The 13,371-nt window shown below is 59.7% G+C and carries 26 protein-coding genes; 17 read left to right on the top strand and 9 right to left on the bottom strand.

The annotated features are described in order from the left end of the window. Window position 1: 1 nt before the first annotated feature. The 8 genes from J8I87_RS06190 to J8I87_RS06155 all read right to left on the bottom strand — a co-directional run bounded on the left by J8I87_RS06190 (window position 2) and on the right by J8I87_RS06155 (window position 4,055). Window positions 2-265, bottom strand: coding sequence for a hypothetical protein (locus tag J8I87_RS06190; RefSeq protein ID WP_209930554.1), 264 nt, complete (start codon window positions 263-265; stop codon window positions 2-4). Between the two features lie 266 nt (window positions 266-531). Beyond that, entirely contained in the window at window positions 532-780 is a 249-nt protein-coding gene (locus J8I87_RS06185; RefSeq protein ID WP_209930553.1) for a hypothetical protein, read from the bottom strand. Beyond that, a complete protein-coding gene (locus J8I87_RS06180; protein WP_209930652.1) occupies window positions 777-1,418 on the bottom strand; it encodes a hypothetical protein in 642 nt (213 codons plus the stop codon). The genes J8I87_RS06185 and J8I87_RS06180 overlap by 4 nt, the downstream gene beginning before the upstream one ends. Continuing rightward, window positions 1,411-2,007: a hypothetical protein gene (locus J8I87_RS06175; protein ID WP_209930552.1), complete on the bottom strand. Its 597-nt coding sequence runs from the start codon at window positions 2,005-2,007 to the stop codon at window positions 1,411-1,413. The genes J8I87_RS06180 and J8I87_RS06175 overlap by 8 nt, the downstream gene beginning before the upstream one ends. Further along, entirely contained in the window at window positions 2,004-2,234 is a 231-nt protein-coding gene (locus tag J8I87_RS06170) for a hypothetical protein (protein WP_209930551.1), read from the bottom strand. Before J8I87_RS06170 ends, J8I87_RS06175 begins: the two co-directional genes overlap by 4 nt. Before the next feature lie 77 nt (window positions 2,235-2,311). Then, window positions 2,312-2,470 (bottom strand): hypothetical protein, encoded by a 159-nt coding sequence (locus tag J8I87_RS06165; RefSeq protein ID WP_209930550.1) that lies wholly within the window; start codon window positions 2,468-2,470, stop codon window positions 2,312-2,314. A gap of 131 nt (window positions 2,471-2,601) precedes the next feature. Then, window positions 2,602-2,751 carry a hypothetical protein gene (locus tag J8I87_RS06160; protein ID WP_209930549.1) on the bottom strand — a complete coding sequence of 50 codons (150 nt, stop codon included), beginning with the start codon at window positions 2,749-2,751 and terminating at the stop codon, window positions 2,602-2,604. A 278-nt stretch (window positions 2,752-3,029) separates the two neighbouring features. Beyond that, window positions 3,030-4,055 carry a S24 family peptidase gene (locus J8I87_RS06155; RefSeq protein WP_209930548.1) on the bottom strand — a complete coding sequence of 342 codons (1,026 nt, stop codon included), beginning with the start codon at window positions 4,053-4,055 and terminating at the stop codon, window positions 3,030-3,032. Window positions 4,056-4,108: 53 nt separating this feature from the next. Here J8I87_RS06155 and J8I87_RS06150 point away from each other — a divergent pair, with 53 nt between their 5' ends. Further along, window positions 4,109-4,378, top strand: coding sequence for a transcriptional regulator (locus J8I87_RS06150; RefSeq protein ID WP_245253726.1), 270 nt, complete (start codon window positions 4,109-4,111; stop codon window positions 4,376-4,378). Between the two features lie 16 nt (window positions 4,379-4,394). Here the strand turns inward: J8I87_RS06150 and J8I87_RS06145 are convergent, their stop codons facing one another. Next, window positions 4,395-4,805 carry a hypothetical protein gene (locus tag J8I87_RS06145; RefSeq protein WP_209930547.1) on the bottom strand — a complete coding sequence of 137 codons (411 nt, stop codon included), beginning with the start codon at window positions 4,803-4,805 and terminating at the stop codon, window positions 4,395-4,397. A gap of 91 nt (window positions 4,806-4,896) precedes the next feature. On the opposite strand from J8I87_RS06145, the gene J8I87_RS06140 reads away from it, so the two are divergent. The 16 genes from J8I87_RS06140 to J8I87_RS06065 all read left to right on the top strand — a co-directional run bounded on the left by J8I87_RS06140 (window position 4,897) and on the right by J8I87_RS06065 (window position 13,370). Continuing rightward, complete coding sequence (locus J8I87_RS06140) at window positions 4,897-5,118, top strand: hypothetical protein (protein ID WP_209930546.1); 222 nt, start codon at window positions 4,897-4,899, stop codon at window positions 5,116-5,118. Between the two features lies 1 nt (window position 5,119). Further along, window positions 5,120-5,323 carry a hypothetical protein gene (locus J8I87_RS06135; protein WP_209930545.1) on the top strand — a complete coding sequence of 68 codons (204 nt, stop codon included), beginning with the start codon at window positions 5,120-5,122 and terminating at the stop codon, window positions 5,321-5,323. A 98-nt stretch (window positions 5,324-5,421) separates the two neighbouring features. Next, entirely contained in the window at window positions 5,422-5,862 is a 441-nt protein-coding gene (locus J8I87_RS06130) for a phage regulatory CII family protein (RefSeq protein WP_209930544.1), read from the top strand. A 5-nt stretch (window positions 5,863-5,867) separates the two neighbouring features. Further along, on the top strand, window positions 5,868-6,146 hold the full coding sequence (locus tag J8I87_RS06125) for a hypothetical protein (protein WP_209930543.1): 279 nt from the start codon (window positions 5,868-5,870) through the stop codon (window positions 6,144-6,146). Beyond that, a complete protein-coding gene (locus J8I87_RS06120; protein WP_209930542.1) occupies window positions 6,143-7,141 on the top strand; it encodes a helix-turn-helix domain-containing protein in 999 nt (332 codons plus the stop codon). Before J8I87_RS06125 ends, J8I87_RS06120 begins: the two co-directional genes overlap by 4 nt. Beyond that, window positions 7,138-7,656, top strand: coding sequence for a DNA N-6-adenine-methyltransferase (locus tag J8I87_RS06115; RefSeq protein ID WP_209930541.1), 519 nt, complete (start codon window positions 7,138-7,140; stop codon window positions 7,654-7,656). The genes J8I87_RS06120 and J8I87_RS06115 overlap by 4 nt, the downstream gene beginning before the upstream one ends. Continuing rightward, window positions 7,653-8,216: a DUF1064 domain-containing protein gene (locus tag J8I87_RS06110; RefSeq protein WP_209930540.1), complete on the top strand. Its 564-nt coding sequence runs from the start codon at window positions 7,653-7,655 to the stop codon at window positions 8,214-8,216. The genes J8I87_RS06115 and J8I87_RS06110 overlap by 4 nt, the downstream gene beginning before the upstream one ends. Then, window positions 8,216-8,854 carry a hypothetical protein gene (locus J8I87_RS06105; protein ID WP_209930539.1) on the top strand — a complete coding sequence of 213 codons (639 nt, stop codon included), beginning with the start codon at window positions 8,216-8,218 and terminating at the stop codon, window positions 8,852-8,854. Before J8I87_RS06110 ends, J8I87_RS06105 begins: the two co-directional genes overlap by 1 nt. After that, window positions 8,851-9,213, top strand: a complete 363-nt coding sequence (locus J8I87_RS06100; protein ID WP_209930538.1) for a DUF4406 domain-containing protein — start codon at window positions 8,851-8,853, stop codon at window positions 9,211-9,213. Before J8I87_RS06105 ends, J8I87_RS06100 begins: the two co-directional genes overlap by 4 nt. Then, the gene (locus tag J8I87_RS06095; RefSeq protein WP_409518725.1) at window positions 9,210-9,668 is read left to right on the top strand and encodes a hypothetical protein; all 459 of its coding nucleotides are present in this window, start codon (window positions 9,210-9,212) and stop codon (window positions 9,666-9,668) included. The genes J8I87_RS06100 and J8I87_RS06095 overlap by 4 nt, the downstream gene beginning before the upstream one ends. Beyond that, window positions 9,665-9,979 (top strand): hypothetical protein, encoded by a 315-nt coding sequence (locus J8I87_RS06090; protein ID WP_209930537.1) that lies wholly within the window; start codon window positions 9,665-9,667, stop codon window positions 9,977-9,979. Before J8I87_RS06095 ends, J8I87_RS06090 begins: the two co-directional genes overlap by 4 nt. Then, window positions 9,976-10,224, top strand: coding sequence for a phage portal protein (locus J8I87_RS06085; RefSeq protein WP_209930657.1), 249 nt, complete (start codon window positions 9,976-9,978; stop codon window positions 10,222-10,224). Before J8I87_RS06090 ends, J8I87_RS06085 begins: the two co-directional genes overlap by 4 nt. Window positions 10,225-10,337: 113 nt before the next feature. After that, window positions 10,338-10,838, top strand: coding sequence for a hypothetical protein (locus J8I87_RS06080; protein ID WP_209930536.1), 501 nt, complete (start codon window positions 10,338-10,340; stop codon window positions 10,836-10,838). Between the two features lie 494 nt (window positions 10,839-11,332). After that, on the top strand, window positions 11,333-12,025 hold the full coding sequence (locus J8I87_RS06075) for a Crp/Fnr family transcriptional regulator (protein WP_209930535.1): 693 nt from the start codon (window positions 11,333-11,335) through the stop codon (window positions 12,023-12,025). A gap of 383 nt (window positions 12,026-12,408) precedes the next feature. Then, entirely contained in the window at window positions 12,409-12,726 is a 318-nt protein-coding gene (locus J8I87_RS06070) for an HNH endonuclease (RefSeq protein WP_245253724.1), read from the top strand. 149 nt (window positions 12,727-12,875) lie between these two features. Continuing rightward, window positions 12,876-13,370 (top strand): terminase small subunit, encoded by a 495-nt coding sequence (locus J8I87_RS06065; protein WP_209930648.1) that lies wholly within the window; start codon window positions 12,876-12,878, stop codon window positions 13,368-13,370. The last annotated feature ends 1 nt before the right edge of the window (window position 13,371 follow it).

Genomic DNA, 13,371 nt, shown 5'->3' with positions numbered 1-13,371 from the left:
CTCAGTCCAGTCCGGTTTCGTCGGGCGCGTTACGTACCATGCGCGCCATGTTTTCGAAAGCGAGCGCGAGCGCTTCGCGGCGATGTTTCGACTTCGGCAGCCAGAACGTCACGGCGCTGCGGTCGTCGTCTTCGGGCGGATGGTGGAGCTTGTCGCTGCTATGAAGGATCAGTTGCACCGCGCTATACGTGACGCCCGTGTTGCTGGGCTTCTCGATCAGCTTGACCTCGTCGGTCAGTTCTTGGCTATAAACGTTGATTCGCATGGTTGTCGTTGTCCTTGCGGTAGATCAGATCAGGTTTCGCCGTTATCGAACCAGCGGCCAGATTTCCCGCAGATCGATGGCATTCGTTTTTCGTCTTCGCCGCCGAATGCTCTGTGCGATTCAGCCAGTCGGAACACTGGGTATTCATCAAACAGGTCGGCACGCAGATCCTTAGGTGCCGACACAGCGGATATTCGCCGCGCGTGCTGTGTATGCAGTCAGAGCAATCCCGCTTCATATGGCGTGCGCTCTCATTGGCATGGTCGTCACTCTTTCACCGAGACGGTGACGGGACCGTTGCGCATATCGCCGGTCATCCGGCCGTCGAGCGCGGCGATTTCCTGGCCGGTGAGGTTGCGCCACTTGGCGATCACCCACTCGCCGCGCAGGAGGCCACGCGGCATGCCGGCGCAACCAGAACCGACCGAGTAGCCGTTATCGGCGCACCACTGCTCGGCAGCGTGAAGCGCCGCGAAGTCGCCCTTGTCGGCGAAGGTCATGACGATCTTGCTCATGCTTCGATCCTTTTGAATTCGACGACCCAGACCCACGGATTGACGGTCCAACGGAAACCGCGCTCGGCATTGAGGCCGTCCCACAGCGTCTGGAACGAGTGAATCGGCGCAATGTCGCGGCCTTCCGGAAACCAACCGTCGGCGGAGCCATAGGAACGCCAGCGGCGGCACGCGCGCCCGGCGATGTAATCCTCGCGGTATTCGAGTCCCTCGGCCCGCGCATCGTCGGCGCTGATGTCCTGCAGGCGCTCGACACGCACGCCGGTCACTTCGAGCGTGAGGCGGGCCAGCGCGCGCGGCATGTGTATCGATGGCTTCCACGTGATGGCTTCGGCCGCCGGCACGTTCTCGAATCCGGCCGGCACGCAGGCCGGGTAGTCGGCGCGATAGACGGTCGGTCCCGGGTCGAGCGTCGTCGGTTGCGCCCAGGTCTCGCGCACCCACAGACGGTCGCCAGGCTTGCCGTAGGGCGAACGCAGCTCGCGACCGTGACCATCTTCGAGGCCAGATGCGCAGAACGGGGATACGCGCACGCCGGCGCTCGGCTCGGGATTCACGACGCGGCGCGTCTGCGTCTTGCGGCCGTCGAGCAGCGCACGTACCATCGCGCCAGAAAACAATATCGGGAGTTCACGCATGGTGGCTTTCCATCGAGCAGATTGGTTGTCCGTTGCGCAGACCGCCGCATCGATCATTGCTATCGGTGGCGCATTTGGAGTTGTGTTTCTCCAACATCACCTTGAACGGCGCCGTCAGCAGAAGCGCGAGAACGCGGAGTCCGCTCGGTTGATTGGTATGGCTGCGTCTTTTGCGCGAGACGCATACCTGTCGGTAGGCGAGATGGAAGCAGCCAAAAGCGATCCGCTGAAGACTGAGACGGGAGAGGACCGCGCGCGCTACAGGCTCAGGCTCATGCAAATTCTCGAAACCTTGAACGGGATTCCGATCTCTCAGTTGGCGACGGTTGAATCCGCCCGCCTTCTGATTAGGGTTCGCGACCAATTGAACAAGGCGATCCAGCTTGCATCCCGCGATCCCGCGGCAAATGCACCCCACGACCATATAAGTTGTTCCGAACAGTACGGTCAGCCGTACAGGCCGATCTGGAACGACATTCGCGAGGCTAGCGCGCTTCTTCGCGATGAGCGGGCCAGATTTAGATGAGCTGAGGCGCGTCTGTGGCGCTTGCACCATCGGGCCGCTGAAGAGGATCGGACGTTCTTTCATGGCAACGTCCTCCCAGTGACGTCCTGAACGTACTTGCGCATCAGCGCGATGGCTTCGTGTTCCTTTCCGAAATAGAAGGCGTAGAAGACCTTTTCCAGATCGATCTGCGCTTCTTCCGTGTCTGCGAGAGCCGGTAGATTGCGCTTGCGCAGTTCCTTCATCAGGTCTTCGTCAGACGCGTCTTCGAGCACGTCCGTGTCATCGACCCAAACATTTACGTACGGCATGTCAGTGTCCAAAAAAGAGTGGGCCGGGACTGCACCCACAAAGCGCCGGCCCGGGTGAGCCGCCGTAACGGAGTGAGCTATTCATCGAAGCGCCGGTAGGGCGCGTTGCATTCGTGCTCGTCGGCGTCCTGCCTGTTCTTCGGCGCGCGGTCCATGCCGGCAAACATGAAGCCAAGTGCAACACCTACCAGCAAAGCGGCTAGGACTACTAAACACAAAATCAGCTTTGCATCCATTGATGGGTCTTTGCGCGATCAGGAACAGCGGACTACGCTGCAGCGTTCAATTTCTGCGGCGCGATGGTCCGAGACGGAACACATGAGCAGATAGATAGCGACGACCGCCGCAGCGCCGGCCCAGATCTTGATCATTTCCACACTGCACCCGCCGGGACCGCGACGCAGAGAAACCAGCCGCAGCCGATCGCGATGAACAGCAGGATCGCGAGCAGCGCAGTAACGCCGTGCGTACGTTCGCACGCGGCGAGCAGATCGTTATCGAAAGCAACACGGTTCATGTGGTCCTTGCTCCGTAGTAGGTATGAGCAACAGCTTTCAGCGGGAGCGTCTCGGTATGCCCACATTCGGAGACCTGTACGGGCTATTTAGAGACGCCGCGCCGTCTTGAGACGCTCCCACTCAAAGCTGTTTGCGAGTGCATGGAGCGAAGATTACCGGACGGTAATACGCTGTGTCAATACCGTTTGGTAATTAAATTTCGAGTAAGGGTTTTCTCTGTCTCTCGGGACGCAAAAAAACCCGCCGAAGCGGGTTCTGCTGGTTTGGTTGGATACCGCTAGTTGGGCAGGTATGGAACGTCGGGCGTCCAAGAGTCGCCGTCGACGATCGCGCGAATGAAATGCATTTTCTCGATCTCGTCGTCAGTGAAGGAGATCGGCGGGTGCGCCTTATTTATCGAGATCAGATAGGTGCGGCCGGCGGCCTTATACAAGAACTTCTTGACCATCACTCGGCCGTCTTTCGACCGGAGCATCACATTTTTCCCGGGCTTCACCGGGGTGTTGGGCTCCACGATCACATACTCGCCAGCCTCAATGCGCGGACTCATTGAGTCACCCTCGCACTTCAGGGCGTATGCGTTACGGTCGCGCGACGGGAAATCGACGTAGCCGTTACCGTGTCCAACGGGGTATTCCAAATCCGACCAGTGCCCGTCATCACCGAGCTGAGCCATGCCTACCACCGGGATTAGCTTATTGCCGACGACGTCTCTGGGTCGGAATTCATCGTTGTAGCGGACCGCGACGCCGGGGTCGCCTTTACCTTTGAGAAGCCACACCGAATTGACGCCGTAGGTGTTTTGAATCGCGACAGCATGGAGCATCTCTACGTCCGACCCTTCGCCGGACAGCCAAAGCGATGCGACGTCGACTCCTACCTTTGCCACGCCAGCCAAGGCTTCTGCGGACACGCCCAAGGGGACGAGCGCAGCCTTAAGTCGCTGGTTCGGCGTCAATGAAGACGCATCTATCGTACCTGATTTGTCAGCAGGCGAAGGCTCGATGACAGGCTGATTTGGATCGTTTTTCGGCGGATCGATCTCGTGCGCATAGAACGGGCTACCCACATCCGCATCTAGTGAATTCGGGAGCAATCCCGCTTGTTGTTCGATTTTGCGGGCTTTGATCGCGCCGAACGACTTCTTCGGCGGAATACTTGACAGGGCGGAAACCTCGCCTTGGTTGCCATCGATGAGGGCGATGAAATCGGCTTGTCGCTCGAACCGCGTACGGATGAGTTCGCCCAAGCGCGCAGCGCGGCGCGCTGCAGCTTGCTTGCGCAGTTCGTCTGTTTCCGTCATGCAGCAATTTTCCATGTCAATTACCAAAAGGTAAATCACCAAAAGGTATTGACTTGCAATTACCGTCCGGTAATATTATGGTTATGGACAAGCTACGCACCTTCCTTAACTCGATGACTCCCGACCAGCAGGAGGAGTTTGCGCGTCGGTGTGGCACGACGATCGGTTATCTGCGGAAAGCCATCAGTGCAGCTCAGCAACTCGGTGAATCGCTGTGCATAAACATCGATTGCGAGAGCAACGGTGCCGTTCGCTGCGAGGATCTTCGACCGGACGTCAACTGGGCGTATCTGCGCAATACATTCACCAGGGAGGCTGCTTGATATGAGGCACCTCATTTCATGGTTTCGACGCAAGTTGCTGGTGCGCATCACGGTTGCCGACGGTGTCCTGATTCGCGCCGGCGATACTGTTCTTGTCTGCGTTGACGGGTTTCTTGCAAAGGAGCAGATCGCCAGCTTGCGGGCTGCATTCGAGAAGAACCACCCTGGCGTGAAGGTTGTTCTCCTTGCTGCCCTCGGCCGCGTCGTTGTTCTTGGCAGTGATCTGGTTGGTGACGAGCGTCGCTCCAACGGCGCAGCATGCGGAGAACGTCCCTGTGACGAACCAGTGGTTCGAGTTCCAGATGTTCTTGCACCTGTGCCGCAGCCATCCGAGAAGTGACCTCTGGAGATACCAATCGCCACAATCGCTGATCGTGACGATTCGGTCCTCCCAAATCAGGTATTTGAGTTTTTCTGCAAGCTTCATGGGGTCTCTGTTCTATGGGTGATTCGCGGTGTGGGAGCCCGATTCTGCCACGGACTGGAGACCCGGCCCTTTTCTGATTTAAGGAACGTACATGCACCTTCCGCACCATCAAGAAATGCTCCGCAATGCAGCCAAGTACGGCGGCGTCGACGCTGTGACTGAGCTGATCCGCAAGGAGAACCCCTCGGCGCTTCACGTCGAAGAAGGCGACAACGAAACGCTGTCGTCCCGCGTGTTCTTCCACCAGCCGATGCGCAATGAACCGGCCAAGGGCACCATCCGCTTCTACGACCCCGTCAAAGCGGCGGCCTGACATGGCGCTCAGTGCATCCGAGCAGAAGCAGATCCGGGAGGCGCTGTGTGCGATTGCCGTGCGTGGTGCCCGCTATCCGGAAGAGCTTGAAACTGTGCGTCAGAACCTGACGAAGCAGTTTGAGGCGCTAAAAGAGGCTGCAGGGCAGCCAGCAGCAGCAAAGACGCAATCGGTGCACCCAGCTCGGGACGCGCGAGCGATCTAGCGGTCAGCTTCTTACCCATTGAATCCTCTCGTTTTCTTGATTATTGCCTGGACTTTAGTAGTCCTCAGTGCGGGAAAACACGTTTGATTGGAGAAACAGTGAACATTCTCGATACGGCGCACGCAGTCGTGCATAGCTATCCCGGCGGATGCGAATCGCTCGCCCCGCGGATCGGCATGTCGGCGCAAGTCCTTCGCAACAAGGCCAACCCGAACACCGATACGCACCATCTGACGCTAAAGAACGCGGTCGACCTGACGGAGATGGCCGATGACGACCGGATCCTTGAAGCGTGGGCGCGCGCACGCGGTTATGCGCTGGTCAAGGTGCCCGATGTCGGCAACTGCAACGACGCCGCGATCGTCGAGCTGATGGGCGAGGCTTGGGCGACACATGGCGAGGTCGGCCAGGAGATCTGCAAGACGCTCGATGACGGCCGTGTCGAGCTGCGCGAGGTCGATCAGGTCGAGCAGCGCATCTTCAAGCACGCGCAGGTGCTGTTCAACATTTCCGCGCGTCTGCGCGGCATGGCGGAGTGATCCATATGCGAGCTACGCGTACCCAGCTGGCAGGCTACGACTCGATGACGGGCGCGAAGCGCTGCACACAGAAGCAAATGATTCTGAACCTGTTCTACAGCCCGCACATGACGCTCACGCGCCAGGAGATCGCCGACCGCACGAATCTTCGCTTGTCGAGCGTCTGCGGCCGCGTGCGCGAGCTCATCGACGGCGAGGCGCTGAAGGTACGCGGCACGCAGAAATGCGCTGCGACGGGCGTTCACAACGAAACGCTGGGCCTGCCTGCCGAGGTGGCTGCGTGAGCATCAAGATCCAAACGATGGTTTGGGACCGCTACCCCGGGGAAGACCACGAGCTGCTCCTGGCGCTAAAGCTTGCCGACTTCTGCGATGACAACGGCGAACACATTTTCCCGAGCATCGACACGATGGCGGAGAAGACACGCCGGTCGCCGCGCGCCGTTCAATACCAGATCCAGAGCATGGTGAAGCGTGGCTGGCTGCTGTTGGTCGCGAACGCTAGTGGTGGGCGTGGCCGCGCGTGCGAATACCGAATCAATCCGGACTGGATAAACGGTGCAGAGATTGCACCCATTTCCGCTGGCCCAAAGGGTGCAAAGAATGCACCCAATAAAAAGGGTGCAACGGGCAACAAAAAGGGTGCAACGGGCGACGTAAAGGGTGCAATGGACAGCGTGAAAGGGTGCAATGGGTTGCACCCGAATCACCAAGAACCTTCAGAACCATCAGAGAACCACCAACCCGCGCGGCGTGCGCCGCGAGTTGCGTTGCATGCCGAACTTCTGAACATCGAACTGCCCGACACCATCCCGTTCGCCGTATGGGACATGTGGTGTGAACACCGCGAAGCGAAGACAAAGGACGCGCCGTGGACGCGCCCGGCTGCCCGCGTGTCGATCAAGAAGCTGGAGATGCTGGCTGCTGCAGGCCAGAGCCCGCAGGCGTGCGTCGAAGAGGCGGTGCTGCGCGGCTGGACGGGACTGTTCCCGGTGAAGGCTGAAACGGTTCAGGCGGCAAACGGCACGGCGATCGCTGCGGACTGGTGGAAATCGGAGAGCGGCTATCTGGCGCGCGGCGCGCAGCTCGGCGTCGATCGCTCGAAGTTCCAGTATTTCGAGCAGTACAAGGCGAAGGTCTGCAAGCTGGCCGGCCCGGGCGAATGGATGGAAGAGCTTCTGCGCACGGTGAGCCGCGAGAGCGAAGAGCGCTACGAGGCCCTGTACGCGTACTTCAACGACATCCCGCGCGACAAGAGCGGCAACACGGAGGCGGCATGAGCGGAATGTTCGGGGAGCACCGCATTGCTCCGGCGCACAAGAGCGTCGAGTGGTATACGCCGGAATGGATCTTCGATGAGCTCGGCATCCGATTTGACATGGACCCTGCGAGCCCGCACGACTTCGAAACATCCGTTCCCGCCAATACAAAGTTCACCGTGTTCGAAAACGGCCTGATGCAGCCGTGGAGTGGCCGCGTATGGCTGAATCCGCCATATGGCCCGGATACGCCGGCGTGGATGCGCCGCTTCATTGGCCACGCAAACGGGATCGCGCTCGTCTTCTCGCGAACCGATGCGCTGTGGTGCCAGGAGGCTTTGTCGACCGCCGATGCCACGCTGTTTCTGGCTGGCCGCATCGGCTTCATTCCCGGAAATGAAAACCGCCATAAGAAGGCGCGCGCGGGAGCCGGCTCTGTGATGTTCGCCTTCGGCGATGACTGCGTCGAGGCGCTTCGTCGTCTTGCGTGTCGCGGCGTTTATCTATGCCGCCGTGATCTCGGGGAGGCCGCATGACGAAGCGCGCGGCATGGCCGATGGTGGTTCCGGCCGGGACGACGACGGTGGGTACGGCGCGCGTGCGCGACGACAGCCGCCCGACGATGACGACCGCCCAGCGCCGCATCTACGAGAAGACGGGCGTGCCGCCGCAATCCAGTGCGCTCGACGATTTTTACGCCGACGATCCGTTCGCCGCGCAAGCGCCGTCGCTGTGCATGGCAAAGGCGAAGAAGCCGCCGAAGTACCGCAACACGAAGTGCGAGCACAACGGCATCAAGTTCGATAGCGAGAAAGAGCGCTCGCGCTGGTTTCACCTAATCCAGTTGCAGGCGGCCGGGCAGATCAGCGATCTCGAACTGCAGGTGCCGTTCATCCTGACCGAGCGGAAGAAACGCGACGACGGCAAATGGGAGCGCGCGTCGAAGTATGTCGCCGATTTCGTCTACATCGACACCGCAACGGGCAAGCGAGTTGTCGAGGATGTGAAGTCCGAAGCCACCCGCAAGAACCGGACGTACATCCAAAAGCGTAAGCAAATGCTCGACAAGCACGACATCACGATCAAGGAAATCTGATGGGGAACAAATGGACTCCCGAGCAGGACGCGATCCTTGCTGAAATGTACAAGCGTGGAAACGTGTCGCGTCAACTGCATTTGCTGCCAGGGCGCACTCACCGCGCATGCATCCAGCGCGCCATCCGCATCGGCGTAAGTCTGCCGGCGCCATCGACGTTCACGGAAGTTGAAGACAGGATCATCCGGCGCGCGTACCGAAAGGGAACGCCGATCAAGGAGATTCTCGCAAAACTGCCCGGGCGCTCTCAGCGTGCTATTCACGGCCGCGCACTCCGTATGGGGCTGAACGGCAAATTCAAGGGTACGACGGGATCGACGTATTCATGGATCGAGCAGGCCGCGCGCAACGTGCTCGACGACAGCCTGCCGCTGACGGCGCGCGAAATCGCGATGCTGATCGGCGCGTCCAAAGCCGGTGTCGTTCACATGCTGGGGCGCGTACATGGAAAGGGCTTCTTTATCGCTGGCTGGGAGCACTGCGGCCATACGTTCGCCGCGAAATGGCTTGTCGGCAAAGAGCAGGACGCCCCGAAGCCTGTAGCCAAGAGCAACGCAGAAAATTGCCGGCGTCGACGTGATCGCGCTCGACTGCGCAATAGCCCGTTCAAAACCGCAATTCTCCAGGTGACCGCTTGAAGCTCTATATCGCAGGCCCAATGACGGGCTATGCCGACCTGAACTTTCCGGCATTCCACGCCGAGGCCGCGCGCCTGCGCGCCCTTGGCTTTCAGATCGTGAACCCGGCTGAGATCAATGCTAACCCGAGTGCGGGCTGGCTCGAATGCATGCGTGCTGACATCAAGCAGCTCGTCGACTGCGATGGCGTGGCGCTGCTCGATGGCTGGGCGAAATCGCGGGGCGCATCCATCGAGCAATACCTCGCGCGAGGGCTCGGTTTGCGCGTGTACACCGCGAGCAACATCGTCGGACTCGTCGGTGACATGCCGGTGCTCAATACCGATGTGCTCGTGCCCGCGGAAGCGGAGGCCGCTTGAAGCGTTCGGCACCTCTCCAGCGCCGCACGTCGCTCGCCCGCTCGCCGTTCAAGCGCAAAGAGCCGAAGCCGTTCGCGCTGGCCGATCGCAAGAAGCGCGAATGGCAGACGTCGATGAAGCGGCGCATCAAGAAGCCGACAGTCGAGGAAGGCTCGAAGTATCTCGCGGCATGCCGGGGCGAGCCGTGCTATTTGCGCATCGTTGGTGTGTGCAGGCTATGGGCTGTCGATGCGACCGTAGTTCCGTGCCATTCGAATCAGGCGAAGCACGGAAAGGGAATGGGCAAGAAAGCCGAGCATCGTTTCACTGTGCCGGGTTGCGCGCGATGCCATGCGTGGATAGATCAGGGGGCAGCGTCGCGTGCGGAAAAATTCGACGCGTGGGATCTAGCTTTCGAATGGTGGGAGCCGATTCGCGCCGAAAAAATGGCGATTCAAATGAAGGAGGCCGCTTGAGGCTCGTAGTGAGAATGCCGCTGCCGACCGTCAAGAAGGGGCGGCGATGGATCGAGAACTATCACACCTTCGAGTGTCTGGTCGTGCGCGTGCGTGGCCCGCAGCACACGATGCACGGCGGCAAGGCTTCAGGCGCGTGGATTCACGCCGATGTGTATCTGCCAGAGAAGTACAGCGTCGACGCGACTGCGACGCGCTTCAACCCGGACGGCACGTACACGGTTGAGGTTGTCGTGGCGCACAACTGGAAGTCATTGCAGCCGTTCCTCGCGAGCGGCGATCTTGAATGGGACGTGAGGGATAGGCCATGAGCGCATTCGCATACGTCAACGTCGAAGACGTGCCGCTCCAGCTACGCGAGACATCGGTCCAGCGCCTCGACGATAACGCCAGCATCACGTTGATCTATTTCGATGGCTGCCCGCTGGTCGGTCAGTGCGAGGTAGGCAAGCAGCGGCAAATTGAGTATCCATTTCCACGCGTGCCCGAGCTGCGCAATTCGCTCGTCGAATGGTTACTCCATTGGGGCATCAACTTCTATGTCATGGCGGACTGATCGGCCGAACGGATAACAAAAAGGCAAATATGGAAATCAAGCACGAAGGCATCTTCAAGAGCGCGCAGGAAGCGATCGTCTTCGCGTGCAACTACTCGAGCCAGCAGTACGCAATGTCGGCGATGGGGAAGATCCTGCAGCGTGGTGCGCAGGGCAGCGGTCGCGGCCTGGTCGGGCTGGACGGCGCCGGGCAGGCGGGCATGGTGTTCGCAGAGCTGCAACGCATCGATTACTGGCAGATCGCCGTGCTCGTGACCGGCCGTCTATCGCGGCGCGAACGGTGCGACTGCCGTCGCTCGTGCTGCCGTGGCTGGCGAGCGAATCCGGTGTTCGAAGAGGCGGTGAGCCAACTAGCTGATCACATTGCGCGCGTACATCCTGTCGTGCTGCCTGTGAGGGCGTTCCGAGTGGCCGTCATTAAGAAGTACTTCGGCGAAAAGGACATCGAAAGCCCGATCGACATCGCGAAGGATGAGGGCATCGGCAGCAAGCGAACTGCTGAGCGCTATGTCAAGTTGATCCGTGATTTCATCAAGGATCTTGAGAAAGACGGACTGACTGCATTTGCCGAACGACTCGACAACATCGGCATGCTCGTCTCACGAAATGCTTGACTGGCGGAAAACACCGCCATATCATCCGTTTTCAGATACCGTACCGATCGTGCGCACAAAGCCCGCTAAGCGAAAGCTAGGCGGGCTTTTTGCATTTCAGGCGCCACCTTGGCCCGCCTCTGTTATGCAGTAACGAGAGAGTTGACCCGAATTTTCAATGCAAATATAAATCTCGATAATTTTCGAGACCGGGTTGATCGTGACGATTGCCGAGCGCAAGCCGTCGGACGACGACCGCTTGCTGATCTAGCGCGTGGACGTCATGCATCGCGTCATGCTTCGCATCTGCTGCGCTGAATTCTGAGCCAACTGCTGCTGTACGAAGCATGGCCACGCGAGAATAATGCGCACAACGTCGCTTCGGGCATGCATGGCTTATAGATCCGGGCTTTATGGAATCGGCCTTGATCTATTTTTCGACACATGGTGTCGAAACGACCTCCGTAGCAAAGCGCTTCTAATCGTGTCAAATGCTTGACGCACGAGAAGGAAAAATGAAAGAAGAAGCGCTTAATAGGTTACTGAAAGAACAAAAACTGCTTGCGGCCAGTACCGATGGAGAATGGAAGTGCATCCTCGAATGGGTGCGCGTAGTTCGCATAAAGGTAGGCGCGCAGGTCGCGTTTGCCAGCGATGAAAACTCCGCGTTGCACATGTTGCTCGAGGGAGAACTACGTGCTTTCATCGCGTCAGTCGACGGCCGCGAAACTCCAATTTGCACACTTGGCCGTGGACAAGCCATCGGTATGGCGCCAATCATCCAGCAGGCTCCGCTGCCATTTAGTGTTACTGCGACAGCACCGAGCACGGTCGCGAGTTTGAGTCGCACACATGTCCGCCTTCTCCTACGATCTCCATCGTTCATGCATTCTGTTAGCGAACAGCTCGCGGCTGAATATATGGCATTGGCACAGCGTGTAGAGAAATCAAGTGCACCACGCGCCAACGCTCGCGTCGCCGCAGTTATCGCTTCCAGACTGAGCGAACAGGTGGCAGGCGAATGGCCAGCAGTTGAGATTCCGGATCAGGCGACGATGGCAGCATTGGCTCAAGTGAGCCGCGAGACCGTATCACGGGTGCTCAAGGCACTCGAAACCGATGCGATCATCATTCGGATGGGGCGGCGCTTACGCATTCGCGATGTCGCGAGGCTACAAAGGATTGCCGCCGGATTGCGGCCTGATTGACAAACACGCGAGTCGCGATAGTTCCTGCTTGAGACGGTTGTGCGCCCGAAGCCCGCTAAGCGAAAGCCGAGCGGGCTTTTTGCTATCCGCTGTAGAAGTGACGTTGTGGCTTCTGCGGACTATCGGGCTCTTCCATCGGCCGGCTTGGTCTTATGGTAGGTGAGAACGCTTCCGCATTTCGGGCACTGTGCCTTCGTCGATCTAGTACCGAATTCTCGCCTGTTGGCGAAGGTCAGCGGACGCATGAACCTATTGCCGCATATGGCGCACTCAGCGAGCACGCGTTCCTTTACTGCCATCGTGCATCCCCCATCGTTGCGGACTCGCATTATGGATTGCTTCTCGGAAACGCGCCGTGCCGCTGGCAGAGCGTGGAATACACGATGAGCAGGCTCACGACGCTGAAGCCGAGACTGCAGACGCTCACCGCGAGCCGCGTGAAGACGCTCGAGGTGAAGGCCGGTACGACCGAGCGCGTCCGTGGCAGCACGTGGATGAAGACGCGCCAGCGTGTCGCGCTGGCTCATGGTCATCGGTGCGCTGGCTGCGGTCGGCTCTGGATGGCGAGCCGCGACCAGATCGACCACGTCATACCGCTCGAGCGGGGCGGCAGCAATGATGACGCGAACCTGCAACCGCTGTGCGACGCGTGCCACAAGGCGAAGACAGCGGCAGAGGCCGGCGCACGTGCCGGGCGGTGAAGCGGCCCGTCGTGAGAGCGCCTGACGGCTCCAAAAGCAGATGTCGAGGCGACCCACCCCAGGGGCGGGTCGAAAGTCTGGGCGGCCGAGGCGGCCGAAACCGATCGGTATCCCACGCACAGATTATTTCCCCATGGGAGATCGTGTTAATGGCTTTAACAGTGAAGAAGCAGCGGTTCGCTGACGCTGTTATCGCCGGGAAGTCCAATAAGGACGCGGCAATCGAGGCGGGATACAGCGCGGCGACAGCGTCGGCGGCAGGCTCGCGGCTTGTTAAAGACAAGGACGTCGTCGCCTACCTCGCGCGGTGCCGCAAGAAGCCGCCCGCGAAGAAATCGCGCGCGGCGGCGAAGCCGGAGATGCCCGGAAAAGACGCGGTGACGAAGGCGGCCGTCTCGGCCGGATTTGATCTCAACGCGATTCTGTCGTTTGACGACCCGAAGGCCTTCCTTCTGGCCGCGATGAACGATCCGATGACCGAGCCGAAGCTGCGGATCGACGCGGCGAAGACGCTTATGCCTTTCGTCCACCAGAAGCTCGGCGAAGGCGGGAAGAAGGACGCGCAAGCAGACGCGGCGAAGAAGGCTGCGAACAAATTCGCGGTGACCGCACCGCCGAAGCTGGTGGTCAACAACAGGAAGTGAT

It is taken from the genome of Paraburkholderia sp. LEh10 (assembly GCF_017814945.1).
GTDB lineage: Bacteria > Pseudomonadota > Gammaproteobacteria > Burkholderiales > Burkholderiaceae > Paraburkholderia.
Note: the sequence above shows the minus strand (reverse complement) of the source record. Positions and strands in the feature narration are given on the sequence as shown.